The organism is Pseudomonas sp. BB438 (assembly GCF_057180225.1).
This window is the reverse complement of sequence record NZ_CM170001.1, coordinates 2299612-2326034: the sequence shown is the minus strand read 5'-3', so window position 1 is coordinate 2326034 and position 26423 is coordinate 2299612. Positions and strand designations below refer to the sequence as shown.

Below are 26423 nucleotides of genomic sequence, written 5' to 3'. Positions count from 1 at the left end.
CTTGCATAAAAAAGGGCGGGTGAAATCACCCGCCCTTCTCAGGATGGAGAAGGAGTCGTCAGGACTGGCCTTCGGCGAGGAAGAACCAGGTGTCGAGGACCGAGTCGGGGTTCAGCGACACGCTCTCGATGCCCTGTTCCATCAGCCACTTGGCCAGGTCCGGGTGGTCCGACGGGCCCTGGCCACAGATGCCGATGTACTTGCCGGCGCGGTTGCACGCCTGGATGGCATTGGACAGCAGCTTCTTCACGGCCGGGTTACGCTCGTCGAACAGGTGCGCGACGATGCCCGAGTCACGGTCCAGGCCCAGGGTCAGTTGGGTCAGGTCGTTGGAACCGATGGAGAAGCCGTCGAAGAACTCGAGGAACTCATCGGCCAGCAGGGCGTTGGACGGCAGCTCGCACATCATGATGACGCGCAGGCCGTTCTCGCCACGCTTGAGGCCATTGGTGGCCAGCAGGTCGACGACCTGGGAGGCTTCGCCCAGGGTACGGACGAACGGCACCATCAGCTCGACGTTGGTGAGGCCCATTTCGTTGCGGACCTTCTTCATCGCGCGGCATTCGAGCTCAAAGCAATCACGGAAGGATTCGCTGATGTAGCGCGAGGCGCCACGGAAGCCGAGCATCGGGTTCTCTTCTTCCGGTTCGTAGAGCTTGCCGCCGATCAGGTTGGCGTATTCGTTGGACTTGAAGTCCGACAGACGCACAATGACCTTCTTCGGCCAGAAGGCGGCGGCCAGGGTGCTGACACCCTCAACCAGCTTTTCGACGTAGAAGCCGACCGGATCGTCGTAACCGGCGATGCGCTTCTCGACGCTCTCCTTGATATCCGCCGGCAGGCTGGCGAAATTCAGCAGCGCCTTGGGATGCACGCCAATCATGCGGTTGATGATGAATTCCAGACGGGCCAGGCCCACCCCTTCGTTCGGCAGCTGGGCGAAGTCGAAGGCCCGGTCCGGGTTGCCGACGTTCATCATGATCTTGAACGGCAGGTCGGGCATGGCGTCGACCGAGTTCTGGCGGACGTCAAAGCCCAGTTCGCCTTCGTAGATCAGGCCGGTGTCACCTTCGGCGCAGGATACGGTCACGCGCTGGCCGTCCTTCAGCGCCGCGGTGGCATTGCCACAGCCGACGACTGCCGGAATGCCCAGTTCACGGGCGATGATCGCAGCGTGGCAGGTACGGCCGCCACGGTTGGTGACGATGGCGCTGGCGCGCTTCATCACGGGTTCCCAGTCCGGGTCGGTCATGTCGGAGACCAGGACGTCGCCCGGCTGGACCTTGTCCATCTCGGAAACGTCGTGGATCACCTTCACCGGGCCAGCGCCGATGCGCTGGCCAATGGCACGGCCCTCGACCAGAACCTTGCCTTTTTCCTTGAGCAGGTAGCGTTCCATCACGTTGGCGCTGGAACGGCTCTTCACGGTTTCCGGACGGGCCTGCACGATGTACAGCTTGCCATCGTCACCGTCCTTGGCCCACTCGATGTCCATCGGACGCTCGTAGTGCTTCTCGATGATCAGGGCCTGCTTGGCCAGCTCGATCACTTCGGCGTCGGACAGGGCGAAGCGGGCGCGGTCGGCCTTCTCCACGTCGACCACCTTGACCGACTTGCCGGCCTTGGCTTCCTCGCCGTAGATCATCTTGATGGCCTTGCTGCCCAGGTTGCGGCGCAGGATAGCCGGGCGGCCGGCTTCCAGGGTCGGCTTGTGGACATAGAACTCGTCGGGGTTCACGGCGCCCTGCACCACGGTCTCGCCGAGGCCGTAGGCGCCGGTGATGAACACCACGTCACGGAAACCGGATTCGGTATCCAGGGTGAACATCACGCCGGCGGTACCGGTTTCCGAGCGCACCATGCGCTGCACACCGGCGGACAGGGCGACCAGCTTGTGGTCGAAGCCCTGGTGCACGCGGTAGGCGATGGCGCGATCATTGAAGAGGGAGGCGAAGACTTCCTTGGCCGCGCGGATCACGTTGTCCACGCCGCGGATATTAAGGAAGGTCTCCTGCTGGCCGGCGAAGGACGCGTCCGGCAGGTCTTCGGCGGTGGCAGAGGAACGCACGGCCACGGCCATGTTGTCGTTGCCGCCAGCCATCTCCGCGAAGGCCTTGCGAATCTCGGCATCGAGACGCTCGGGGAACTCGGCGTCCATCACCCACTGGCGGATCTGCGCACCGGTCTTGGCCAGGGCGCTGACGTCGTCCACGTCCAGGGCATCGAGGGCCGCGTGGATGCGATCGTTGAGGCCGCTCTGCTCGAGGAAGTCACGGTAGGCCTGGGCGGTAGTGGCGAAGCCACCCGGTACGGAAACGCCGGCACCGGCGAGGTTGCTGATCATTTCGCCCAGGGATGCGTTCTTGCCCCCCACATGTTCGACATCGTGGACGCCGAGCTTATCGAGGGAAACTACGTACTCTACCAAGGTGATCTCTCCACTAAGTGTTGGAAAAGGTCATACGAGTCGGAGCCGCCCCACCCTGTCTGGCCGGAGCCGGAAAAATGGGTGAGAATGCCCCGGCAAAGGGCCTTGCAAACGCGGGGTCTATCATAACCAGGATTGGATCCTACCTAATAAGGCCCGCAGCGCACATGAAACGAACTGCATTTTTCATTTCCGACGGCACCGGCATCACTGCCGAAACCCTCGGCCAGAGCCTTCTGGCGCAGTTCGAAAACATCAACTTCACCAAACTGACGCGACCTTACATCGATACCGAAGAAAAAGCGCGCGTCATGGTACAGCAAATCAACCGGGCTGCGGAGGCGGACGGAGCAAGACCGATCATCTTCGATACCATCGTCAATCGTGAGATCCGCTCGGTCCTGGCGCAATCCAACGGTTTCATGATTGACATCTTCTCGACCTTTTTGTCCCCGCTCGAGCAAGAATTATCCTCAGACTCGTCGTATTCCGTCGGAAAATCCCACAGCATCGGCCACAACCCGCACTACATGGAGCGGATCGATGCGGTGAACTTCGCCCTCGACAACGACGACGGCGCCCGCACCCACTACTACGACAAGGCCGACCTGATCCTCGTCGGCGTCTCGCGCTGCGGCAAGACGCCCACCTGCCTTTATATGGCCCTGCAATACGGTATCCGCGCGGCGAACTACCCGCTGACCGAAGAGGACATGGAGCGCCTGCAACTGCCCAACGCGCTCAAGCCGTACAAGCACAAGCTGTTCGGCCTCACCATCGACCCGGACCGGCTCACTGCCATCCGTCACGAGCGCAAGCCAAACAGCCGCTATGCCAGCTTCGCCCAGTGCGAGTTCGAGGTTCGCGAGGTGGAAAACCTGTTCCGCCGCGAGAACATCGCCTATATCAACTCGACCCATTTCTCGGTGGAAGAGATCTCCGCCAAGATCCTCGTCGAGAAAGGCGTCGAGCGCCGGCTAAAGTAACCGGCTACAGCCTAAAAATCCCCCAACCGACGGCCGGCATTACCGGCCGTTCGACTTTCTGCAGCCTTTCATTGGGGCGCCTATCATTCTCTGAACCCGCGTTTTACCCGTGGCAGTTTTCACGGATCGGGCATTCCCCCGGCACAGGAGAGCGCCATGCGAGAATGTCAGTACCTGATTCTGATTGCCCTGCTGGCGCTGGCCGGCTGCGACTCGGGCGACAAGCCCGCCGCCAAGACCACCGCTGCCGCCACCCCGCCCGCCAGCCCCCCTGCCGCGACCGCACCTCCGCCTCCAGCGCCGCCTGCGCCGCCCCCGGTTGCCGCCCCAGCGCAGGCAGCTCCTGCAGCGGCCCCCGCCGCCTCGCAGGCAGTCTTCAGCGTCGAGGAGCTGGACCAGATGCTCGCCCCGCTGGCGCTGTATCCCGACTCGCTGCTGGCCCAGGTGCTGATGGCGACCACCTACCCCGGCAACGTGGCCGATGCAGTGACCTGGTCGAAGGCCCACCCCAAGGCGCTGGGCGATGATGCAGTGAAACAGGTGGCCGACCAGCCCTGGGACCCGAGCGTGCAGTCACTGGTCGCCTTCCCGCAGGTACTGGCCACGCTGGGACAGGACCCGGCCTGGGTGCAACGCGTCGGCGATGCGTTCCTCGCCCAGCCCGAGGCAGTGATGGACTCCATCCAGCGCCTGCGCCGTCAGGCCCAGGCCGCCGGTAACCTGCAATCGAACCAGCAGCAGACCGTCACCATCAAGCCAGCCGCCCAGCCTGCCCCGGCGCAGCCCGCTTCCGGCGGCGGCACGGTGGTGGTGCAGCAACCGGCGCCAGCGCAGACCATCATCATCGAGCCCACCGACCCGCAGGTGGTCTACGTACCCAGCTACAACCCCACGCAGGTCTATGGCACCTGGCCCTATCCGGCCAGCCCGCCGGTCTACTATCCACCGCCACCCGAATACCCCGTCGCCACCGCCCTGGCCACCGGCCTGGCATTCGGCGCGGGCATCGCTATCGTCGGCTCGCTCTGGGGCGATTGCGACTGGGACGACCATGAAATCGACGTCGACGTGGAGCATCACAACACCTTCAACAGCAATCGCAACGTCAACACCAACCGCGAGTTCAACAGCAACCGTAACGTGAACGGCAACCGGACGAAGTGGCAGCACAACCCGACCTATCGCAATGGTGTGCCGTACCGCGACGCGGCCAGCCGCGAGCAATACAGCCGCCGCCTGGCCGGTGGCGAACAGCGCGAAGCCATGCGCGGCTTCGACTCGGCGCGCGCCGAAGAACGCTCACGGGCCAGGGAAAGCCTGACCCAGCGCGGCATCGCCCCACCCGCAGCCAATAACGCCCAGGCTCGCGAACGCGCCCAGGCCGCCACCCGGGATCTGCGGGACAACCCGCAGGCGCAGCAACGCCTACAGCAAGGAAACCGCGACGCGCGTGACAACGCCCAGGCCCGTGACCGGGCGCAGGCCGCCACCCGCGAGCTGAATCGCACGTCCGACAACCGCCCACGCGCCCAGGACCCGCTGCCGAATCGCAGCAACCAGACGCAGCAACGACCACGGGCGCAGAACAACCAGCAGGTCCGCGAGCAGGCCCGCCAGCAGCACGCGCGCACCCAGGCCCCGCGCAACAATGCCTTCGCCGGGGCCAACAACCCACGGCAGTCCCGCGAAGTCGCCAACCGCGGGCAGGCCAGCCGTGCCGCTGCCAGCCGCCCGCAGGCCGCACGCGCCGGCCACACCGTACAACGCCCAGCCCGCGCGCCCTCCGGCGGCGGTCGGCGCCGCTAGGAGACGAGCCATGCCTATCGCATTGCGCCTGCTGGCGCTCGCCCTCCTGGGCACCCTGCCCTGCTGCCTCCTGGCGCAGGAGAACTTCCCCACTCCCGACGCGGCCGCCGACGCGTTCGTCGCCGCCCTGGGTACCGAAAAGGCCGACCCCGAACGCCTCGCGGCGCTGCTGGGCAAGGATTGGCAGAGCTACATTCCGACCGCGGACATCGACCGCGACGAGGTCGACGCCTTCCTCGCCCATTACCGGGACAAGCACCAGATCGAGAAGGACAACGCCCACCTCGCCCATCTGGTGGTCGGCAACGATCCCTGGACGCTGCCCCTGCCGATCGTCCACGCAAAGGACGGCTGGGCGTTCGATGCCAAGGCAGGTGGCGAAGAGATCCGCATCCGCCGCATCGGGCGCAACGAGGAGTCGACCCTGGAAGCCGTGCAGGCCTATCACGACGCGCAGATGGACTTCGCCGAGGTGGACCGCAATGGCGACGGGGTACTGGAATACGCGCAGAAGTTCGTCAGCAGCGATGGCCAGCACGACGGCCTGTACTGGCCGGAAGAGGAAAACGGCGAGGAAAGCCCGCTCGGCCCGCTGTTTGGCGATGAGTTGCCCGGCGAAGGCTGGCACGGCTACCACTACCGCATCCTCACCGCCCAAGGCCCCTCGGCGCCGGGTGGCGCCTACGACTACCTGATCGGCGGCAAGATGACCCGAGGCTTCGCCCTCATCGCCTGGCCGGTGAAGTACGGTGACAGCGGTGTCATGAGCTTCATGATCAGCCACGATGGGGAGATTTTCTCCAAGAACCTCGGCCCGGATAGCGGCAAGATCGCCCTGAAGATGACCCGCTTCGACCCGGACAGCAGCTGGACCGAGGTCTCTGCAGAAGAGGAAAAGCCCTGAGTGACTGAGCCCGCCCGGCCGCCCGGCGGTCGGACGGGATCAGAGAAGCCCGTCACCCGCACCAGCTCCCAGCGGGCACGCGGAGGCCCGTCATAGGCCTGTAACAAATACCCTGCCAAGGCGCCAACCGACTGTCGCCAGCGAAAAACCACATGATAGAATTCGCCGCGCTATTGCCTGGCGTCACCAGGCCAGCCGGCTCGCAAGCCGGCTACAGCCGCATGGGGTGACGACCGGGGCGTTTCTTTCCAAGGCTTTGCGGCCACTTACTCATCAAGGCCCATGAGACTCACGCCCACAGCCCTGCTCCTCTTCCTCAGCCTCTTCCTGCTTTCCGGCATGAGTGCCGCTGCCGGCAAGACCGTCTATGGCCTGAACGAATACGCCCGCATCAACGACCTGGGCATCGAACTGGCCGCCAAGCTCGACACCGGCGCCAAGACGGCCTCCCTCAGTGCTCGCGACATCAAGCGCTTCAAGCGCGACGGCGAAACCTGGGTGCGCTTCTACCTGGCCACCGACACCGCCGACAGCCAGCCGATCGAGAAGCCCCTGGCGCGCATCAGCAAGATCAAACGCCGCCACGGCGACTACGACCCCGACGAAGGCAAGGCCTATACCGCGCGTCCGGTGATCGAACTTCAGCTGTGCATGGGCAAGGCCCTGCGCACCATCGAAGTGAACCTTACCGACCGCAGCGCCTTCCAATACCCGCTCCTGATCGGCTCCGACGCGCTCAAGCGCTTCGGCGCCCTGGTCGACCCGAGCCTGAAATACGCTGCCGGCAAGCCCGGCTGCCAACCCGTAGCGAAACCTGCCGAGTAATCCCATGCGCTCTCTTACCCTGCATCTGAAGGTCCTGATCGCCATCCTGCTGACGCTGGGCGTCGCGATCACCGCCTACCAGATCTTCGTCCTCGGCATTCCCATGACCGAGGCCGAGACCGACGACCTGTGGAACATCGACGCCAAAGTCGAGTTCGTCGCCACGCCGAAGACTCCGGTGAAGGTGCAGATGTTCGTGCCGCCGCTGACCCAGGATTACGTCAGCCTCAACGAGAGCTTCGTCTCCAACAACTACGGCGTGGGCATCAACCGCTCCGATGGCAACCGCAAGGTCACCTGGTCGTCGCGCCGCGCCAACGGCCAGCAGACCCTGTACTACCGCCTGGTGCTGACCAAGCGCTACGCCGGCGCCAGCGAGAAGGCCAAGGAGAAGGGCCCGATCTTCCGCGACAGCCTGCCCCTGGAAGGCCCGGACAAGATCGCCGCCGAGGCCCTGATCGCGCCCATCCGCCAGCATTCGGCAGACGTCGAGACCTTCGTCAGTGAAGCCATCAAGCGCGCCAACAACCTGAGCGACGACAACGTGAAGCTGCTGCTGGCCGGCGATACCAGCCTGGACAAGCGCTCCCACGTGGTCGAAACCCTGCTGGCCGTGGCCCACGTACCGCTGGAGCGCGTGCACACCATCCGCCTGATCGCCAACCAGCCGCAGCAACCCGAGCTCTGGCTGCGCAGCTACAACGGCAAGGAATGGCTGTACTTCAACCCGGAAACCGGCGAGCGCGGCCTGCCGGCCGACCGTCTGATCTGGTGGCTGGGTGACGAAAGCCTGCTGTCCATCGAGGGCGGCAAGAAGGCCCAGGTCAGCTTCAGCCTCAACAGCAGCGAGATGAACGCCATCCGCCTGGCCAAGCTGTCGGACGAGAACACCGACGCGGCCTTCCTCGAGTACTCGCTGTATGGCCTGCCGCTGTCCACCCAGCAGACCTTCCAGATCATGATCATGATCCCGTTCGGCGTGCTGGTGATCCTCGTGCTGCGCAATCTGATCGGCCTGCAGACACTGGGGACATTCACTCCGGTGCTGATCGCCCTGGCCTTCCGCGAGACCGGCCTGCAGTGGGGTATCGGCCTGTTCACCATCATCACCGCGCTGGGCCTGTCGCTACGCTCGTACCTGGAACACCTGAAGCTGCAGATGCTGCCGCGTCTGTCGGTGGTGCTGACCTTCGTCGTGGTGATGATTGCCGCCATCAGCCTGCTCAGCCACAAGCTCGGCTTCGAGAGCGGCCTGTCGGTCGCCCTGTTCCCGATGGTGATTCTGACCATGAGCATCGAACGCCTGTCGATCACCTGGGAAGAACGAGGCGCCGCCCACGCCATGAAGGCCGCCATCGGCACCCTGTTCGCCGCCGCCCTGGCGCACATCCTGATGCGCGTCCCGGAGCTGGTGTACTTCGTGTTCACCTTCCCGGCCGTGTTGCTGATTCTGGTGTCGTTCATGCTGGCGATGGGTCGCTACCGCGGCTACCGCCTGACCGAACTGTTCCGCTTCAAAGCCTTCCTCAAGGACTAAGCCATGTTCGGCCTGATCAAGCGATGGAAAGCCCTGGAAGCCAAAGGCATCATGGGCATCAACCGACGCAACGCGGACTACGTGCTCAAGTACAACCAGCGGCACCTGTATCCGATCGTCGACGACAAGATCATCACCAAGCAGCGTGCCATCGAGGCGGGTATCCACGTACCGGAAATGTACGGGATCATCTCCACCGAAAAGGAAATCGAGCGCCTGCCGGAAATCATCGGCGAGCGCAGCGACTTCGTGATCAAGCCGGCGCAAGGCGCCGGCGGCGACGGCATCCTGGTGATCGCCGACCGCTTCGAGGAGCGCTACAAGACGGTCTCCGGGCGGATCATCAGCCATGAGGAAATCGAGCACCAGCTGTCGAGCATCCTCACCGGCCTGTACTCGCTGGGCGGCCACCGCGACCGCGCCCTGATCGAGTACCGGGTAACCCCGGACCAGATCTTCAAGAGCATCAGCTACGAAGGCGTACCGGACATCCGCATCATCGTGCTGATGGGCTACCCGGTGATGGCGATGCTGCGCCTGCCGACGCGCCAGTCCAACGGCAAGGCCAACCTGCACCAGGGCGCCATCGGCGTGGGTGTGGACCTGGCCACGGGCCTGACCCTGCGCGGCACCTGGCTGAACAACAAGATCAGCAAGCACCCGGACACCACCAACGCGGTCGACGGTGTGCAACTGCCGTTCTGGGACGGTTTCATGAAGCTCGCGGCCGGCTGCCACGAGCTCTGCGGCCTCGGCTACATCGGTGTGGACATGGTGCTGGACCAGGACAAGGGCCCGCTGATCCTCGAGCTCAACGCCCGTCCCGGCCTGAACATCCAGATCGCCAACGACTGCGGCCTGACCCTGCGCACCCACGCGGTCGAGGCACACCTCGCCGAGCTGGAAGCCAAGGGCGTGAAGGAGACCGTGGAAGAGCGCGTGCGCTTCTCCCAGCAGCTTTTCGGTCACGTACCGCCGAAGGAAATCTGAGGCGCCCTGCCCCCGGAAAAAAGCCCGGCACCTGCCGGGCTTTTTCATGGCCATCGGATGTCACGCACCGGGCCCGCTCGGGCCCCGGTGTTAACCGGTAGAGGCTTCAGCGCACCACTGCCAGTTCGAACCCACCCTGGTCACTGTGCTCGCGCACCTTCATCCCCGCCTCGTTCACCGCCAGGTCCTCCAGCGGACGCTTGTACGGCTTGTTGTCGAGGGTCTGCAGGCTGCGGTCCTCGTCGGTGGTGAGCAGCAGCACGTAGCGCTCACCCTGGTTGGCGCGCACCGGCACCGTGCCCTCGATGAAGGCGTAGCGATACCAGGTCTCCGGATTGAGCTTGTACACGGCGTCGCTCACCAGCCGGGTCGGGCGCTTCTGCTCGTCAAGGAACAGCAGCGACGGGTAGACCACCTGGTGGTTGGCGAAGCTGCGCACGCGCAGGCCGTAGACGCGCTGGGAACTGGGCAGCTTCATCGCCACGAAGTAGCTCTTGCCCATGGGGAAGTCGAAGCTCGGCGAGAACTTGTTCAGCTCTTCGTAGCGCGGTTCCTCCGCCGACAGTTCGGTGAAGTCGCCATCGCCCATCTGGTCGCAGCAACGCCGCTGCAGGTCGACGTAGAGGTCGTCCAGCGTCTTGCCGCTGCCCTTGAGCAGCGCCTTCATGGCATCGGTCTGCTCGCTCGTGCCGTCGAGCCCCGGCAGGTTGTTCGGGCGTGTCTTCAGGTCGATCTGCCGCCCTTCGGTGAAGGCGATATTGCTGCCGCCCTGCTCGCCCCGCCGGAACATTGCTCCGCGTTGCTCCGCCGTGATCGGCGAGTTGCGTACCTGGCCCTTGTCGTCGACCCAGGTGAAGTACGGGTTGCCGTTCTCGCTACGGACAAAGCCACGGTCCTCATAGGACTCCGCGTCGATGTACTCCGAAGAATGGTCGCCATTGGGCAGCACGTAGTCGGCGCGACCAGGCGCCACCTGGCCGGCCGCGTAGAAGCTGTTCTGCAGGTTGCCCTGGGCGTCCACCCAGGTGAAGTAGCGGCGCTTGCTCTCCCCCGCCGGCCGACTGCCCGGCCACTGCGTTGCGCTGACATCGATCAGCCGAGCGCGGTCGCTCTGGTCGATGCGTTTGTCCGCCTGGCGCTGCTGCTGGGCGTAGTTGGCGTCGACGAAGGTGTTGTGCACCTGGCCGTTGTCGTCGATCCACGACAGGTAACGGCCGCTGGCGGCCTGCGCCGAAGCGCACGCGCCGACGGCGGCGAAGCACGAAATCAGCAGGGTCAGCCTGTGCATGTCCATGCCCTCAGAAGGTGGTGCGGTAGGTCATGGCGAAGACGTACGCCTTCACCGTGGTGCTGACATCGAGGCCGGCATAGGGGTTGTAGACCAGGTTGTCGATGCCGGTGCAGTTGATGTTGCAGCTGCTGCCCGCCTTGATGCTCTGCTTGGAGACGAAGTAGTTGAAGCCCAGGTCGATTACCGTGTCCTTGTCCCACTGGTAGCCCAGGCCCAGGCCGTAGAGATCGGCGTCGCCGATCGGCACCAGGGCGTCGGCCTTGTCCTTGGGAATCGCCGAGGGCCGGTACTCGTAGCCGGCGCGCAGTTGCAGGCGGTCGTTGACGTCGTACTGCACGCCCATGGCATAGCTCCAGGTGTCCTGGTAGCCACGGTCGAGGATGATGCTGTGGTCGGTGGCGCCGTTGGGCGCGAAGTTCTTGGCGATGCGCAGCAGGTCGAGCTCCTTGTCGAACTCGATTTCCAGCTTGTTCCAGTCGCTGTAGTCGGTCCACTTCAGGTCGAAGTTGAACTGCCACTTGTCGAACGGGCGCACCTTGATACCGGTGGAGAAACTGTCCGGGTTGACCATGTTCAGGGTCGCCACGCCGTGCTCTTCCTCGGCGTTGCCATAGGGGAACAACGGGCTGAGGAAGGCGCCGAAGATCGAGCTCTGCATACCGGACCAGAAGCCCTGCCAGTCCTTGCTGTAGTCGACACGGTACTTGCCCTTGAGGTGCATGCGCGACTCGCTCTGGTAGGTCGCGCCCCAGGCGAACCAGTCGTAGGGTTCCCACAGTACGCCCAGGTTGAAGCTCGGCGAGAGGGTCTGCTGCATGTCCAGCTTAAGGTTGGCCAGCGAGTCGTAGGGGCCGATACGGCCACCGCAGACGTTGAACACCAGCTCGACGATCTCCTGCGCGCCGGGAACGCAGGTAGTGTCGTGCAGGGTCTGCAACAGTCCAGTGAGCAGGCCGGGGTTGCGGAAGTCGGTGTCCAGCGCCATGGCCTGGTGGGAGAAACCGATGGACAGGCCGGCCGACAGCGTGTCGTTGATCTCGTAGCCCACCGAGGGTGAGAAGTAGGTGATGCGCTGCAACGAGACACGGCGGCCTTCGTAGCGCGCCGGATCGCTGTCCGAGTCGCGCGAATAGCCCAGCGCCTGGGGCGCATAGACGTTGGTGGCGAAGGTGAACTTGGAACCCGGCGGGTTGATCGACAGGCCCGCCAGCGGCGCCACCAGCAGCGGCATATCCGTCATGCCGCCAAGGCCCGGCAGGTACATGGTCGGGGTCAGGGTACGGCTGTTCTCGCCGGCCACCGGGTCGTCGTCCAGGCCGAAGGCAGAAGAGCCGTAGTCCGACGGTGCCTTGAAGCCGGCGCGGATATCCATCACCCCGGTAATCAGCTTGATCTGGGTCTGACGCCCCTTGAGCTTGGTCAGGGCGGCGGGGTTGTAGTGCACGGCGTCGATGCCCGTCGAGTCGGCCGTGACCGCATTGGCCATGGCCATGGCCTTGGGGTTGCCGATGGTCAGGTCGTTCGCCAACTGGGCGTTGGCGAGCGTCGCCCAGCCAAACCCTACCCCTGCCATCGCCACCGCGAGGGGCGAAATGCGCATAGTCATGTAGTGGTCGCTCGTCGGTTACTGGGCTTTGAGGCCTTGGATATCCAGGGGAAGGGAAACCCCCAGCAGTACATCCGGCGAGTCTTCGGTCAGACCGAAACCGGCGTTCACGTTGACGATGTAGTCGGGCGATGTTCGCAGGCCGAGCGAGAAGTTCATGATCGCGCTGGTCTGCTCCGGCGCCTCTACCGTCCGGTCATTGAAGTAGTACTTGTTCTTGAACGAGTAGGCCATCTGGTAGGAGGTCGCCAGGGAGACGTCGTAGGACAGCGCGTAGGCCATGCCCATGGCGAAGTTGACCGTGTCGCCCGGCACCACTTTCTCCAGCTCCTCGCCATACTGGTTCTGATGGATGTCGTCGACCTTCATGTTGTAGGTGTAACCCAGCGAACCATAGAGCACGACCGGATCGATCACGTAGGACATGTTGGCGCCGGCGCCCAGGCTGTAGAAGCCGTTGCCGGTGGACACATCGTCCTGCACGTTGCCCTTGTACGGGCTGTCGCCGGTGGGCAGGCCGAGGGTCGCATAGAGCGTGGTGACCGGAGCGCCGCGACGCGCGGCCCAGGGCTGCCAGCGCAGGGTCGCGGAGACGTCGCCCAGGCTGTAGGCATGGATGTCGCGCTCGGTGTCGTACTTCGCCACGAACGGCAGGCGCATGCTGAAGGTCAGGTTGTCCCAGATGCCGTAGTCGAAGGTGAAGGAGTTGGTGAAGGTGTGCTGCGCCTCGCTCTGGGCGAGCACGCTGTAGACATTCTCACCACTGCGTACAGCCTGCAGGCGCGTATCGCGCATCAGCGTGTAGTCGAAACCGTAGGTCAGTTGGCGCTCACCCTTCTTGAGCAGGGTGTAGCTCTTTTCGGCGGCCTGGAAGACCTGCTCCAGTGCCTTGGCGCTGTCGGCATCGGTGTCTTTCTTCGCCAGCGCGTCACGCGCGTCTTCGGTTGTCGCTTCTTCGGCCATGGCAGTGGCGCTCACCAGCAAGGCCAGAGCGGCAACGCACGCAAACCCCTTGAAATCCATGTTGCTATCCCCTGGTCTTGTTCTTATTCGTATGGGCCGATCGGGCAGTCACTTGCGCCGGATGTACTGGACGTCTCCCTTCGTGGCGGCTTCGCCAATCTGGTTCTGAGTGATCTTGCTCATCTCCGGGAACTCACGGAACGCCAACAGGCTGACAGTCCGGTCGTCCACCAGGCGCAGGTCGGCCTCGCGCAGCTCCAGGGCGTTCTTGGGCTCCTGGCCGCTGGGGTAGATGACGAAGAGCACGTTCTGGTCCCAGATTTCCTCGAAACGGGCGCGGGTGAAACTGATGTTGCCCAAGGCAGGATCGGCAACGAAAACGTGGTCGTTGTAGACGTCGCGGACCACGACGAAATGCTTGAAACCGGCATAGTGGATCGGCACCAGCGCCGGGTGTTCGAGCGAGTCCAGGTCGGAGAACTCGGCACGGAAGCCACCACTCTTGTAACCCAGTGCAGCGGCGTAGCGCTTCATGTCCAGAAGCGAGAATCCACGGCGCTGGACGATCTTGTCGGCCTCGCCGTACTTGATCAGGCCTTCCATGACCTGACGTTCTTCCAGATTGCGGCCCAGGTAATAGTCCAGCAGCGTGGTCAGCGCTGCCGAGCCGCAGCTGTAGTCGTAGGCCTGGCGGATGACGTTGCGGAACTGCACCTGACTCATCGGCTCGAGCTGGATCGACTCGCGAAAAGGACCGTTGGGCGTGAGCGATTGCGAGATGTTCACTGTGCCCTGCTGTTGCGGCTTGGTATCCACGGCCTGGGTAAAACCGAACAGGCCCAGCAGGCTTCCCAGCAGAATCTCGAACATCCCACCCCTCGCTTCAAATACTGGACGTCAATCCTGGAAGACCCTTGCCGGCAGGCGCCGGCAAGGGGTACTGCGCTTCAACCTTGGGGATCAGTGACCCCAGACCTTCACGGTGGAACCCGCCAGGTTCAGGTTGGAAACGGTCAGCGAGCCAATGCTGGCGCCGCCGGTGCCGACCTTGACGGCGTCGATGGTGACGTCGCCGGTCACGGTGGGCAGGCCGATGGCCAGTTGCTCGGTGGCTACGGCAGTGCCACCGCCAACCGGAGTGATATTGGTCTTCACCACGTCGACGGTCATCGGCGCGTTGTCGGCGATGGTCACGCTCGGCAGGTGGATACCCTGCAGCACCAGGGAACCGCCGTTGGTGTCGGCGTCCTTGTAGGTGACAGCGCCAATGGAGGCGTTGAAGGTACCGGAAATGCTGATGCCATCCTGGCCGGTGATACCGGACAGTGCAGCGTCATCCATGGATTTCATGTCGGCATGTGCCAGGAACGGAGCGGCCAGAACTGCGCTTGCAAGAACCAGTTGCTTGATTTTCATTGTTATAACTCTCCAGTGTTCAGGTGGGGTTGCCCCAGGCACTGCAAGGGGCGTCCTACCCCGCTGCAGGTTGACCGGCTGATGCCGATCTTCCAGACCCCCGACTTCTTCCTTAGGCGCCGCGGGTATGGATTCGTGAAGCACGAAGCTTCGCGTCCTGATCTCCAAGCTACTGACCCGCCGTGAACCTGCCAGCCCATCCAAGGGATGGCGCAAAACCAACCTTCCGAATCAAGCTTCGCTGAGCAGACCCAGACTCTTGCCCTTGAGTACCGCCTGGGTCCGACTGCGCACACCGAGCTTGGCGAACAGGTTGTGCAGATGCCACTTGATGGTGGCCTCCGACAGATGCACCGCCTGGGCGATGTCCCGGTTCGACAAGCCTGCCGCCACGAGCCGCAGGATCTCTCGCTCGCGATGACTAACATCCTGATTTTCATCGAAACTTTCCGGGTCAACGGAAAGCCTCCGGCACTGTTCGCGGAGCATTTCCGCCACCCCCTGCCAGGCCGATGCACGCTTGGGTTCGGTCCCCTTCCAGGCCTCCCAGAGCGGCAGCAGCCACAGGGCATCGTCCTGGAACAGGCGCCGATAGCCCAGGTTCCAGGCTTCTTCGAGGGTCGGGGCGAACAAGGCGAAGGCTTTTTCGCTGTTACCTTTCTGCCAATACGCCACAGAAAGTAACAGCGAAAGACGCAGCCGCCGGTCGCGCTGGTAGGGCGAGGTAAAGCCCGCCAGGCATGACTCCAGACGCTGCTGCGCACGCTCGGCATGGCGCTCGGAAAGCGCCAGGCGCGCCTCCGCCATCACCAGCGCCGCATGGGCGTCGGCATAGCGTTCGGCGTTGAGTCCGGAGAGGTGTCGCGCCAGCTGCAGGCACACCCGTTCGGCCTCATTGGGCCGGCGCATCCACAGCAGCAGCTGCACCTTGCAGCTCATGGCCAGCGCATGCACGCGCTCATAGCCCGGCGACTGCAGGCCAACCAGCCATTCGTCGAGCTGGGCCAACCCTTGTTCGGCCTCACCGGCGAAGAAGCGCGCCTTGGCCATCACCAACTGGCCGCGACTGATCAGTTCCACCGGCGTGGCAACGTCGCGCCAGGTGGTCGCCAAGGGCAGTTCGGCAAGGATCGCTGCGTGGCGATCCTGCTCGTAGAGCAGATCGGCATAGGCCAGCGACAGCGGCCCGCCGACTCGGCTGCGCCGGCCAAAGACCCGCTCCACGCGGCTGCGCGCGCTTTCGGCGATGGTCCGGCCGCGCTCCAGCTCGCCGCGCTCCTTGCAGATCAACGCCTCGATCATGCTGACGACGACCTGCAGGTATTCACTGTCGGCCATGCGCAGGCAATCGCGGGCGACACCGATCGCGTTGGCCGCCTCGGCGTAGTCGCCCAGCAGCGCATAGGCCGCCGCCTGGATGCACGACAGGCTGGCGCGGAACACCGGCTGGTTGCCCGGCACCAGCGCGAGCCACTGGCGCGCCACTTTCAGGCAGGCCTCCAGCTTGTCCTGGTAGAGCAGCACCAGCGCCTTCAGCACCTGGGCCACGGCGAGCAGTTCCGCCATGCCGAAGTGACGCACCTTGCCCTGCCCCTGCAGCAGCCGGACGCTGAGCTCTTCGATCAGCGCCTCGGCCTCGGCGAACTTCTGCTCGAAGGCCAGCTGCCAGGCGTAGAAGATCTGGAACACCGGGTGCTCGCGGATCACCTCGGCGGGGATGCTGCTGAGCATGCCGAGGATGCCGTAGACGCGGTTGCCGGCGATCAGCTTCGCGCCCTGGCGCTCCAGCAGGTCGGCGGCAAAGGCGTAGTCGCGGGCGCGCAGCGCGTACTTGATCGCACGGTCGGCCATGTCGCGGCTTTCGCACCAGCGCGCGGCGGCATGCAACAGCGGTGTCGGATCGGAATTGCGCGCAAGGCGTCCCTGGAGGAACTCGGCGAACAGGTGGTGATAACGGAACCACTCGCGCTGATCATCCAGCGGGATGATGAACAACTGCTCGTTCTGCAGCCGCATCAGCATGTCCAGGCCATCGCGGCGCCCGGTCAGGGCGTTGCACAACTCCGCGCAGAATTCGTCGAGCACCGAGGTCTGGTCGAGGAACTGCTGCAGCGGTTCGGGCAGGCTGCGCAGCACGTCCTCGGCGAGGTAATCGGCGAGATCGCGCTCGGTGCCGGAAAGCCCCTTGAGCAGCGCCGCGCGATCCGGGTTGCGCGCCAGCGCCAGCGCTGCGAGATGCAGCGCGGTGATCCAGCCCTCGGTGCGCTTGTGCAGCAGCTTGAGCTCACTGTCGCTCAGGGCCAGGCCCTTGAGTTCGGTGAGGAAGGTGACAGTTTCCTCGCGGGTCAGGCGCAGGTCGTCGCCACTCAGGCAGAAGGCCCAGGGTGCCAGCCCCGGCTCGTCGACCAGGAAGCGCGGCCGGTAGCGGGTGCTGGTGACCAGGCGGATGTTGTCCGGCAGGTGCTCGATCAGGTAGCGCGCACCGTGGGCCAGCGCCGGGTGGCGAATCTGGTGAAAGTCGTCGAGTAGCAGGTAGAGCGGCCCGTCGAGGCGGCGCAGGTCGGAGAGGAAGGCGTCGATGATGCCTTCCAGCGGCAGGGTCATGTCCGACTGCAGCAGGTTCGAGGTGTTGGTGCCGAAGTCCGCCTCGACGCTGCGGATGCTCGCCACCAGGTACTGCACCAGACGCTGCGGTTCGCTGTCGCCCTCGTCACAGGACATCCAGGCGACCCGCGCACCGCTCTCCAGCAAGCGCTGGCGAAACAGGCTGAGGATGGTGCTCTTGCCGAAGCCGGCCGGCGCGCTGAGGATCAGCACGCGCTGCTGGCGATTGGCGTACAGGCGCTCGATCAGGGCGCGTCGCGGCAGCAGCGAATCGCTGTCGGTGCGCGGCGGGAACAGCTTGGTGCGCAGCAGCGGCATGGGCTGCTGCGGCAATGTGGTCAGGGTCGTCATGTCAGAGCAGACTCAGCTCGCGGGCACGGCGTATCGCTTGAGTCCGATTGCGCACCTTGAGCTTCTCGTAGATGTTGTGCAGGTGCCATTTGACGGTGCCCAGGGCCAGCGACAGCTGCTGGCCGATCTCCTCGTTGGAGAGTCCCTGGGCCGCCAGGCACACCACCTCGCGCTCGCGGTCGGTCAGACCTTCTTCGAGCACCTCGGGCAACCTGCGTGCTTCCTGCCCCGGCCAGACGGTCAACATTCCGCGAATGAAGACCTGCAATGCCGGTTGTCGCTCGGTGGATTCCAGCTGCTGCAGCAACTGGCGAATCCCCTCGCCTTCCTCGATGAAAATGCTCCGTACCCCTTCCCGCTCTGCGCCGACCAGACATTGGCCGAGCAGGGTGTGGGAACGTTCCTGGTAGCCCAGGCGCTGGTAGCTCAGGGCTGCCAGCAGGTCCAGGCGCAGCCGTTGCAGGCCGTGCCAACCCGGCTGCAGCATGCCGCGCAGCTGGGTGATTTCGTGCAACGCCTCGCTGAAGTGCCCTCGCGCCTGCAGCAGACGCACGCGGCTGATGCCCTGGACCCAGAGCACCGGATTGAACGGCATCTGCTTGTAGTGGCTGGCGAGCTTGGCCCAGTCGATCGCCTTGAGGCGCTGTTCGGCGCGCTTGCAGCGGTCGGTGGCGGTCTCCTGGAGGATCAGGTTGATCTCTTCCCCCACCGCCATGGCGAAGAAGCGCCAGGACTGGTTGCGCGAAGCCAGGGTCTGCATCAGCCCAAGCGTCGCCAACGCCTCCTTGCCGCGCCCCTGAAGGCGCTGGATACGCGCCAGGCACTGCATACCCTGGGCGTAGAGATCGATGGGATTGACCACATCGACCCGACCCAGCGCCCAGCGCAGGCGCTCTTCCAGGCCGTCCAGCTCGGTGCGGTAGTAGGCCGTCAGCGCCTCGGCGATGGCCGGCAGCGCCAGGGCCTGGGAGCGCTTGTCGAACAACGGCATGGCCTGCTCGCGCACACGCTCGATGAGCATCTGCGCCTGCTTGACCTGGCCCTGCTCCAGCGCCAGCACCACTTCGATGGTGCACTGCTGCATGTGCAGGTAGCGACCGTCGAGGAAATGATTGCGCTGTTGCGCCAGCCCCATCAGGCGACGCGCCTGATCCGCCTGGCCACGGACAACCTGGGCGAAGGCAGCGATCAGCAGGATGGCACCTTCGAGGAACGCCGAATTCTGTCCCAGCTGGCTCTCCACCTTGCGCGCCAGCGTGATGCACTGCTCGAGGTCGTCCTTCTGCAGCGCCAGCACGGCTTTCACCGCCAGCGCCGAGAGATATTGATTGCCCATCGGGCCGTTGCTGCGGGAGTCGCCCCAGCGCGCCAGCAGCTCGTCGATCATGCGGTTGGCTTCGGGCAGGCTGAGCTCCGTGGCGCGGGTCCAGACATCGCTGAGCACCAGGATCGGATAGCGCTCGGCGATCTCGTCCGGCACGTGCCGGCGCCAGCGCGAGATCAGGTAGAGCTGGCCGCGGTTGATCAGTTCCAGGCCGCAGCCGTCCACCAGCGCGGCGAGCATTTCCGGGTCCTCGGCGAGGCAGGCGTGCTCGATGGCCAGGGTCGGCATGTGGTGGTTGGTGAACCACAGGCTGGCGTTGAAATGCAGTTGCTTGAAGCGCTCCGGATCACGCTCGCGCAGGCGTGCACGGAGGAAATCGGCGAACAGCTGGTGGAAGCGGTACCACTGGCGATCACGGTCCAGCGGCAGGAGGAACAGCTGCATGCTGTCCAGGTGTTCCAGCAGCGCCTGGCCGTCCTGGCGACCGGTCAGGGTGTTCGCCAGGTCGCCGTTCAGGCGGTTGGCGATCCCCAGGGACAGCAGCGCGTCCTGCACGTCGACGGGCAAACGCTCGAACACCGCGCGCAGCAGGTAATCCCCCACTGCCGCCTTGTCGCTGCTGAGCAGCTTGAGATCTTCCGGAGCCCCCGGTTGCTGGCGCAGCCACAGGCTGACCAGGTGAACCCCCGCCATCCAACCTTCGGTCTGGTTGTGCAGCGTCTGCAGGCAGCTATCTTCGAGTTGCAGGCCGTCGCGGGCCAGGTATTCACGGGTTTCGTCGCGGGACAGGCGCAGCTCGTCCTGGCCGATCTCCAGCAGCAGTCCCTTGGCGCGCCAGGTGGCAAGGTTCAGCGGCGGCTGGGAGCGGCTGCCGATGGCCAGGGTGAGGCCGGGCGGCGCGTACTGCACCAGGCGGTTGAGGCCGGCGAAAATGTCGGAATGGGTGATCTCATGCAGGTCGTCGAGTACCAGCAGAACCTTGCGCTCGTCGCGGGAGAGGTCCATCAGCAGGCTTTCCATGACCGCGACCACGGGCACACGCATCGTATTGCGCACGTAGCCCAGCGCATCCTCGCCCGAGCCCGGCACCGCGGTAGCCAGGGCCTGGATGAGTTTCAGGCAGAAACGGCCGGGGTCGTCGTCGCCGCTCTCCAGGGAGAGCCAGGCGACCTTGTGGCCTTCGCTCGCACGCCTGCCGGCCAGTGCCGCCAGCGCGGTGCTCTTGCCGAAACCGGCGGGCGCGGAGAAAGACAGCACCGAGGCATACGGATGTCGGTCCAGGGCATTCTGGACCTCGGGACGAATCAAATAATCAGCAGGCACCCGGGGGGGTGTTAATCTGGAGCGCAGAAGGCTGCCGGCTGCGGGTTCGAGCACTACATCCACGGCCTGTATCCCTATGTCATTATCGTTGTTGGTACGGAGCACTGTCCGCGTGGGATTCGTCACTTCTTATCAGAATGCTTTTCCGACGTAAACTGAAGAAATAGCTCTAGGATCAACACTTCAGCCGACCTGTTCACCTCATTTGCCTGCACGCTGTTACCCATGCCTGACTGTTTTTTGTACCCGCTTCCTTACCGGGAAGACCCGGGCGACCGCTTCGCCCTGATCCATCGGGCACCCGGCGCCGTACTCCTGGACGCCGGCCGACCCATTGCCACACGTGGACGCTATGACCTTCTGAGCGCCTGGCCATTGGCAGAGTTGGCACCAACCGCCGACGAATCGGCCAAGCGGTTTTTCGCCCGCGCAAGAGCCGCCTTGCAGAGCCTGGGCGAGGCGAAGGTCCCGGACAATCGCACGTTGCCATTCGTCGGCGGAATGATCGGGTATCTCGGTTATGACTTTGGCCGTCGCATCGAGCGACTGCCCGAACCGAACCTCAATGACCTCGCCCTGCCCGATGCGCGCCTTGGCTTGTATGCGTGGGCGCTGATCACCGACCACGAGGAACGCAGCAGTCAGCTGGTGTTCCACCCCTCGCTGGCGGCGGATGAGCGGGAGCGCCTGATCGCCCTGTTCGACAGCGCTTCCGACGGGCGCGCCCTGCCGCCCTTCCGGCTCTCCGCACCGTTCCGCCCGGACCTGAGCCGCGAGCAGTACCACACAGCGCTGGAGCGCGTGCACAGCTACATCCTGGCCGGCGACTGCTACCAGGTGAACTACACCCAGCGCTTCCGCGCGCCCTGCAGCGGCTCGCCCTGGCTGGCCTATCGCGCCCTGCGCGAAGCCTGTCCTACGCCTTTTTCCGGCTACCTGGCGTTGCCTGAAGGCGCGGTCCTCAGCCTGTCGCCGGAGCGCTTCATCCAGCTCCACGGCAATCAGGTGGAAACCCGTCCGATCAAGGGCACCCGCCCGCGCGGCGACACGCCCGAGGCCGACCGGGCCAATGCCGATGCCCTGCTCGCCAGCGAGAAGGATCGCGCCGAGAACCTGATGATCGTCGATCTGCTGCGCAACGACCTGGGCCGCAGTTGCCGCCCCGGCAGCGTAAGCGTGCCCGAGCTGTTCGCCGTGGAGACCTACCCCAACGTCCATCACCTGGTCAGCAGCGTGCGTGGCGAACTGGCCAGCGACAAGGATGCGCTGGACCTGCTCGAAGGCAGCTTCCCTGGTGGCTCGATCACCGGCGCGCCGAAGGTCCGCGCCATGCAGATCATCGACGAACTGGAACCGACCCAGCGCAGCATCTACTGCGGCAGCCTGCTCTACCTCGATGTGCGCGGAGAAATGGACAGCTCCATCGCCATCCGCACCGTGCTGGTGAAGGACGGCCAGGCAAGCTGCTGGGCCGGCGGCGGCATCGTGGCCGACTCCAACTGGGAGGACGAGTACGAGGAGTCGCTGACCAAGGTCGGCGTGCTACTGCGAACCTTGGAAAATCTGTAGGAATGCGCCGTGCGCGCGATCATGGGCATCCCCTACCGACAAAACGCACAAAAGAAAAAGCCCCGCATCAGCGGGGCTTTTTCGTCACAGCCAGCCTTACAGGCTGAGCGAGCGGTTGGACGCCTTGAGGAATTCCTTCTTCAGGTCCTCATAGGTGTGCACGGCCGGGAACTGCGGGAACTCGCGAATCACGTTGTCCGGCGCATGGAAGAGGATGCCGGCGTGAGCTTCGGAGAGCATGGTGGTGTCGTTGTAGGAATCGCCAGCGGCGATCACACGGTAGTACAGGCTCTTGAAGGCGATGACCGACTGACGCTTCGGATCCTTCTGGCGCAGCTGGTAGCTGACGACGCGATCGGTCTCGTCGGTGATCAGCTTGTGGCACAGTAGGGTCGGGAAACCGAGCTGGCGCATCAGCGGCTGGGAGAATTCGTAGAAGGTGTCGGAGAGGATCACCACCTGGAAGCGCTCGCGCAGCCAGTCGACGAACTCCACCGCGCCCTCCAGCGGCTTCAGGGTGGCGATCACTTCCTGGATGTCGGACAACTTCAGGCCGTGTTCGTCGAGGATACGCAGACGCTGCTTCATCAGCACGTCGTAATCCGGAATATCGCGAGTCGTCGCCTTGAGCGCTTCGATACCGGTTTTTTCAGCGAAGGCGATCCAGATTTCCGGAACCAGGACCCCTTCCAGGTCGAGACAGGCGATTTCCACGAACGATTTCCCCGCAGGTTTGACTTGAGAGGCGGCACTCTATCCGCTCGCCACAAGCGGCGCAACGCGGCACTTATACCCAAACACCACAGTCGACCTTCCCGATGGTTATTTAGGGGCATATTCACCTCTTTGCTACCATCGCGCCCACAGAGCGCCTTGCGCCATTAAAACTAGGAATACCGCCTGATGAGCCTCCCGTTCGATATCGCGGAAATCGCCGCGAGCTATGCCAGCAAAGCCCCACAGGACATCCTGAAGCTTGCCTTCGAGCACTTCGGCGACGACCTGTGGATTTCCTTCAGTGGCGCCGAGGACGTGGTGCTGGTCGACATGGCCTGGAAGCTCAACAAGAACGTCAAGGTATTCAGCCTCGACACCGGTCGCCTGCACCCGGAGACCTACCGCTTCATCGAGCGGGTCCGCGAGCACTACGGCATCGCCATCGAAGTGATGACCCCGGACCCGCGCCTGCTGGAGCCGTTCGTCAAGGAAAAGGGCCTGTTCAGCTTCTTCAGGGATGGCCACGGCGAATGCTGCGGCATCCGCAAGATCGAACCGCTCAAGCGCAAGCTGTCCACCGTGACCGCCTGGGCCACCGGCCAGCGCAAGGACCAGAGTCCCGGCACCCGCAGCCAGGTGGCCGTGGTCGAACTGGATGGCGCCTTCTCCACTCCGGAGAAACCGCTGGTCAAGTTCAACCCGCTGGCCAGCATGAGCAGCGAAGAGGTCTGGGCCTACATCCGCATGCTGGAAATTCCTTACAACAGCCTGCATGAGCGCGGTTTCATCAGCATCGGTTGCGAACCCTGCACCCGCCCCGTGCTGCCGAACCAGCACGAGCGCGAAGGTCGCTGGTGGTGGGAAGAAGCCACGCAGAAGGAGTGCGGCCTGCACGCCGGCAATTTGATCAGCAAGGCCTGAGGCCTTACCCTCGGCGGATGGAATTTTCCTTGTCAGCCCGCAGCCCAGGATCGGACGCCTGCCAGCCTGCGGCGGAGCCGATCCCATGCGCATCACCCTGGTGAAGAAGGTCCTGGCCGATGGCCAGGACTGCCGCAAATGTCGCGAAGTTCACGAGCGCCTGGTCAAGGGCGGCTACCTGGATCGTATCGACCGCACCCTCGTCGCCGACGAACGCAACCCCGCCAGCACCGGCTGGCTGGTTGCCGCGCAATATGGCGTCGACACGGCGCCCTTCTTCGTCGTCCGCCACGATGATGGCCGCGAAGTCGTCTACACGGTGTTCATGAGCTTCCTCCACGAAGTGCTCGAAGGCCGTGGCGAGCTACCGCTGGACTCACGCGAGGCCCTCGCCGAACTGGCCCGGCGCGACGATCTCGACAATCTGTGAGGCATCCATTTCTCTGCGCGCTGCAGTGCCCGCTGTCCGCGCCTTAACGGGTCCTTCACACTCCCGCGAATAGGCTCGCTGACTTCATCTCCGACCACCTGTCAGTCCTCTGCCGATGCCAAGCGCGCTTCCACCCGCCCCCAGCAATCTGCTGGAGGCCCTTAATCAATCCCTGTTCATCTCCATCAACGCCCGCCCGGACACTCCCGCCGGACTGATTCATCTGGCCCAACTGGTCGCCACGGTGCCGCTATTCCTGCTTCCGCTGGCACTGCTATGGCTCTGGTGCCGGGGCGATTTCGTGACACGCAATGCGTTGCTGCGGGCCTTGCTCGTCATGGCAACAGGTTTGGCATTGGCCCAGGCCATCGGCCTGCTATGGCCCACGCCTCGCCCCTTCGTCATGGGACTTGGCCATGCCTGGCTGACTCACGCCGCCAATGCTTCGTTCCCCAGCGACCACATGACCCTGTTCGCCGGCGCCGCACTGAGCCTGCTGTGCGATGGGGTGATCCTGGCGGGTAGCCTGCTAGCGGTGATCGGCATTCTGGTCGGATTGGCGCGGGTCTATCTGGGTATCCATTTTCCGCTGGACCTGCTCGGCGGCTGCGCCGTCGCGGCCATCGGCAACACGCTGGTGTGGATGGGCTGGGAGCACTGCGGGGCACGCTGTACGCAGGCAGCGGAGAGTATCCACCGTCGCTGTCTGGCACCGCTGATTCGGCGAGGCTGGATTCGCGCCTGAGGCGCAGACATGAAAACGCCCGGCCAAGCCGGGCGTTTTTCTGCCACAGTCGTACTCAGTAGACCGGCAGCTCGATTCCGTCGAACAGTTCGTCCAGCTCGGTCTTGTTGTGGCACTGCACAGCCTTGGCCAGCAGGTCGCGGGTCAGGTGCGGGGCGAACTTCTCGATGAAGTCGCACATGAAGCCGCGCAGGAAGGTGCCACGGCGGAAACCGATCTTGGTCACGCTGGACTCGAACAGATGGCTGGCGTCGAGCATCACCAGGTCGCTGTCCAGCTTCGGATCGACCGCCATGTGCGCAACGATGCCCACACCCAGGCCCAGGCGCACGTAGGTCTTGATCACGTCGGCGTCGGCCGCGGTGAACACCACTTTCGGCACCAGGCCGCGCTGGTTGAAGGCCTCGTCGAGCTTGGAGCGGCCGGTGAAGCCGAACACGTAGGTGACGATGGGCTGCTCGGCGAGCAGTTCCAGGGTCAGCTTCGGCACCTTGGTCAGCGGGTGGCCCTGGGGCACGATCACGCAACGGTTCCAGCGGTAGCACGGCATCATGATCAGGTCGCCGAACAGCTCCAGTGCCTCGGTGGCGATGGCGAAGTCGACCGTGCCATCAGCAGCCATCTCGGCGATCTGCATCGGCGTGCCCTGATGCATGTGCAGGGACACGTCCGGGTACTGCTTGATGAAGCCGCTGATCACGCCGGGCAGCGCATAGCGCGCCTGGGTGTGGGTGGTGGCGATGGACAGCGTGCCCTTCTTTTCGTTGGAGAACTCCTGGGCGATCTGCTTGATGCTCTCGACCTTGCGCAGGATTTCGCCGGCGGTGGTGATGATGCGCTCGCCGGCCGGGGTCACACGAGTCAGGTGCTTGCCGCTGCGGGCAAAGACCTCGACACCCAGCTCGTCTTCCAGCAGGCGGATCTGCTTGCTGATGCCGGGCTGCGAGGTATACAGGCTTTGGGCAGTGGCGGAGACGTTCAGATCGTGGTGCGCGACTTCCCAGATATAGCGCAGTTGTTGAAGCTTCATGGACTTTCCTCGAAATGAATGTCGCGACCCGCGATCAGGGGCTTATCGTTTTATAACCATATTAATGGTTTAAGGAATAAAACTAGACGTTTTTTTTCGCCCTGCATGCCATTCGTCTAAAGCCCCACGGAATTTCCGGGCTTGTCCGACATATCGTCACAAAGCGATCAACGGTGCTGCAGCATCGGAACCAGGTAGACCGGCACCTCGGCCAACTGCACCAGTCGCGCGGCGGTCCGTCCCAGCGGTGCATTCAACCCTTCCCCATGGCTGTGGCTGCCGGCGACGATGATGTCCACACCCAGGCGCTTGGCCTCGTCGAGAATCACCATCGGCGCATCCCCCTGCACCACGCGCACCGAGCGAATCAGCTCGGCGTCCTGGCGTGCTTCCCCCAACTCATCCCGGAACCCCTCCATCACCCGCTGCTCGATGCTGCCCATGACGTTGGTCAGGCCATTGGTGCGCATCTCGTTCAGCGTGCCGTCGTCCAGGTAGGTCTGCAGAACGGACTCGGCGAAGAGCCCCAGCGGCTCCACAGCGTGCACGACATAGACTTCGGCACCGTAGGCACGGGCCAGCGACAGTGCGTGCTGAAGGACGTAGGGGGCGTAGAGACCGAGGTCGGTGGCGTACAGAATTGTTCGGATCATGCGG

Annotated in this window: 22 protein-coding genes; 11 read left to right on the top strand and 11 right to left on the bottom strand. The window is 64.2% G+C overall.

The features are described from left to right. Nucleotides 1-58: 58 nt before the first annotated feature. Complete coding sequence (gene ppsA / locus AC1ZV1_RS10935; protein WP_484296726.1) at nt 59-2428, bottom strand: phosphoenolpyruvate synthase; 2370 nt, start codon at nt 2426-2428, stop codon at nt 59-61. Between ppsA and AC1ZV1_RS10930 the strand changes: the two genes are divergently transcribed. The 7 genes from AC1ZV1_RS10930 to AC1ZV1_RS10900 all read left to right on the top strand — a co-directional run bounded on the left by AC1ZV1_RS10930 (nt 2375) and on the right by AC1ZV1_RS10900 (nt 9476). Continuing rightward, nucleotides 2375-2557, top strand: a complete 183-nt coding sequence (locus AC1ZV1_RS10930; protein WP_484296725.1) for a hypothetical protein — start codon at nt 2375-2377, stop codon at nt 2555-2557. The two genes, ppsA and AC1ZV1_RS10930, sit on opposite strands and share 54 nt — an antisense overlap. A gap of 38 nt (nt 2558-2595) precedes the next feature. After that, nucleotides 2596-3414 carry a posphoenolpyruvate synthetase regulatory kinase/phosphorylase PpsR gene (gene ppsR, locus AC1ZV1_RS10925; protein WP_017516884.1) on the top strand — a complete coding sequence of 273 codons (819 nt, stop codon included), beginning with the start codon at nt 2596-2598 and terminating at the stop codon, nt 3412-3414. Nucleotides 3415-3570: 156 nt separating this feature from the next. Then, entirely contained in the window at nt 3571-5220 is a 1650-nt protein-coding gene (locus tag AC1ZV1_RS10920) for a DUF3300 domain-containing protein (protein WP_484296724.1), read from the top strand. A gap of 10 nt (nt 5221-5230) precedes the next feature. Continuing rightward, nucleotides 5231-6124, top strand: a complete 894-nt coding sequence (locus AC1ZV1_RS10915; RefSeq protein ID WP_484296723.1) for a DUF2950 domain-containing protein — start codon at nt 5231-5233, stop codon at nt 6122-6124. 282 nt (nt 6125-6406) lie between these two features. Beyond that, the gene (gene rloA, locus AC1ZV1_RS10910) at nt 6407-6949 is read left to right on the top strand and encodes a retropepsin-like aspartic peptidase RloA (protein WP_484296722.1); all 543 of its coding nucleotides are present in this window, start codon (nt 6407-6409) and stop codon (nt 6947-6949) included. Nucleotides 6950-6953: 4 nt separating this feature from the next. Then, nucleotides 6954-8486: an osmotic stress tolerance membrane protein RloB gene (gene rloB / locus AC1ZV1_RS10905; RefSeq protein WP_484296721.1), complete on the top strand. Its 1533-nt coding sequence runs from the start codon at nt 6954-6956 to the stop codon at nt 8484-8486. 3 nt (nt 8487-8489) lie between these two features. Then, nucleotides 8490-9476 (top strand): alpha-L-glutamate ligase-like protein, encoded by a 987-nt coding sequence (locus tag AC1ZV1_RS10900; RefSeq protein WP_484296720.1) that lies wholly within the window; start codon nt 8490-8492, stop codon nt 9474-9476. A gap of 106 nt (nt 9477-9582) precedes the next feature. Here AC1ZV1_RS10900 and AC1ZV1_RS10895 read toward each other — a convergent pair whose 3' ends face one another. The 7 genes from AC1ZV1_RS10895 to AC1ZV1_RS10865 form a co-directional block, all read right to left on the bottom strand. Beyond that, on the bottom strand, nt 9583-10764 hold the full coding sequence (locus AC1ZV1_RS10895; protein WP_484296719.1) for a MalM family protein: 1182 nt from the start codon (nt 10762-10764) through the stop codon (nt 9583-9585). A 10-nt stretch (nt 10765-10774) separates the two neighbouring features. Next, on the bottom strand, nt 10775-12373 hold the full coding sequence (locus tag AC1ZV1_RS10890) for an outer membrane protein transport protein (RefSeq protein WP_484296718.1): 1599 nt from the start codon (nt 12371-12373) through the stop codon (nt 10775-10777). Between the two features lie 18 nt (nt 12374-12391). Next, the gene (locus AC1ZV1_RS10885) at nt 12392-13396 is read right to left on the bottom strand and encodes a transporter (protein ID WP_484296717.1); all 1005 of its coding nucleotides are present in this window, start codon (nt 13394-13396) and stop codon (nt 12392-12394) included. Between the two features lie 48 nt (nt 13397-13444). Beyond that, on the bottom strand, nt 13445-14206 hold the full coding sequence (locus tag AC1ZV1_RS10880) for a C39 family peptidase (RefSeq protein ID WP_484296716.1): 762 nt from the start codon (nt 14204-14206) through the stop codon (nt 13445-13447). 90 nt (nt 14207-14296) lie between these two features. Next, a complete protein-coding gene (locus AC1ZV1_RS10875) occupies nt 14297-14752 on the bottom strand; it encodes a DUF6160 family protein (RefSeq protein WP_017516894.1) in 456 nt (151 codons plus the stop codon). A gap of 231 nt (nt 14753-14983) precedes the next feature. Continuing rightward, nucleotides 14984-17707 carry a winged helix-turn-helix domain-containing protein gene (locus tag AC1ZV1_RS10870; RefSeq protein ID WP_484296715.1) on the bottom strand — a complete coding sequence of 908 codons (2724 nt, stop codon included), beginning with the start codon at nt 17705-17707 and terminating at the stop codon, nt 14984-14986. A gap of 1 nt (nt 17708) precedes the next feature. After that, entirely contained in the window at nt 17709-20417 is a 2709-nt protein-coding gene (locus AC1ZV1_RS10865; protein WP_484296714.1) for a winged helix-turn-helix domain-containing protein, read from the bottom strand. A gap of 162 nt (nt 20418-20579) precedes the next feature. Between AC1ZV1_RS10865 and pabB the strand changes: the two genes are divergently transcribed. After that, a complete protein-coding gene (gene pabB / locus AC1ZV1_RS10860; RefSeq protein ID WP_484296713.1) occupies nt 20580-21923 on the top strand; it encodes an aminodeoxychorismate synthase component I in 1344 nt (447 codons plus the stop codon). Between the two features lie 96 nt (nt 21924-22019). On the opposite strand, the gene thrH is transcribed toward pabB, so the two are convergent. After that, complete coding sequence (thrH, locus tag AC1ZV1_RS10855; protein WP_484296712.1) at nt 22020-22637, bottom strand: bifunctional phosphoserine phosphatase/homoserine phosphotransferase ThrH; 618 nt, start codon at nt 22635-22637, stop codon at nt 22020-22022. Nucleotides 22638-22826: 189 nt separating this feature from the next. On the opposite strand from thrH, the gene AC1ZV1_RS10850 reads away from it, so the two are divergent. The 3 genes from AC1ZV1_RS10850 (at nt 22827) to AC1ZV1_RS10840 (ending at nt 24736) form a co-directional block, all read left to right on the top strand. Beyond that, a complete protein-coding gene (locus AC1ZV1_RS10850) occupies nt 22827-23561 on the top strand; it encodes a phosphoadenylyl-sulfate reductase (protein WP_484296711.1) in 735 nt (244 codons plus the stop codon). A gap of 85 nt (nt 23562-23646) precedes the next feature. Further along, entirely contained in the window at nt 23647-23991 is a 345-nt protein-coding gene (locus tag AC1ZV1_RS10845; protein WP_484296710.1) for a hypothetical protein, read from the top strand. A 115-nt stretch (nt 23992-24106) separates the two neighbouring features. Next, complete coding sequence (locus tag AC1ZV1_RS10840) at nt 24107-24736, top strand: phosphatase PAP2 family protein (protein ID WP_484296709.1); 630 nt, start codon at nt 24107-24109, stop codon at nt 24734-24736. Between the two features lie 55 nt (nt 24737-24791). Here AC1ZV1_RS10840 and cysB read toward each other — a convergent pair whose 3' ends face one another. Together cysB and AC1ZV1_RS10830 are read right to left on the bottom strand one after the other, a co-directional pair. After that, a complete protein-coding gene (gene cysB, locus AC1ZV1_RS10835) occupies nt 24792-25766 on the bottom strand; it encodes an HTH-type transcriptional regulator CysB (RefSeq protein ID WP_024765699.1) in 975 nt (324 codons plus the stop codon). A 167-nt stretch (nt 25767-25933) separates the two neighbouring features. After that, on the bottom strand, nt 25934-26419 hold the full coding sequence (locus AC1ZV1_RS10830) for a universal stress protein (RefSeq protein ID WP_484296708.1): 486 nt from the start codon (nt 26417-26419) through the stop codon (nt 25934-25936). Nucleotides 26420-26423: the final 4 nt, after the last annotated feature.